Source organism: Streptomyces sp. BE20, from assembly GCF_036322525.1.
Classification (GTDB): domain Bacteria; phylum Actinomycetota; class Actinomycetes; order Streptomycetales; family Streptomycetaceae; genus Kitasatospora.
On record NZ_JAQYWW010000935.1, the window covers coordinates 1 to 322 of the forward strand.

At 80.1% G+C, this 322-nt stretch carries 1 protein-coding gene; it reads left to right on the plus strand.

The genetic code is table 11. From position 1 onward, the window contains the following. On the plus strand, window positions 1-205 hold a 205-nt coding region (locus PUR61_RS21985), incomplete at its 5' end, for a DUF7507 domain-containing protein (protein ID WP_443035219.1). Between the last annotated feature and the right edge of the window lie 117 nt (window positions 206-322).

Here is a 322-nt window from a genome sequence, read left to right on the forward strand (position 1 = left end):
CACGGTGACCCAGGCCGACGCCGACGCCGGGACGCTCACCAACACCGCCACCGCCACCGGCACCCCGCCCACCGGTGCGCCGGTCACCTCGCCGCCCTCCACCACCACGGTGACCGGCCCGCGGGCGTCCCTCCCCCTGGAGATGACCGCCGCCGCCGCCGGGGGCGGCGGCCACCGCCGGCGGAGGCGGTCGTGTCCGGGGTGAGGGACGCCCGGGGGCCGGTGACCGTGGTGGTGGAGGGCGGGGAGGTGACCGGCGAACCGGTGGGCGGGGTGCCGGTGGCGGTGGCGGTGTTGGTGAGCGTCCCGGCGTCGGCGTCGG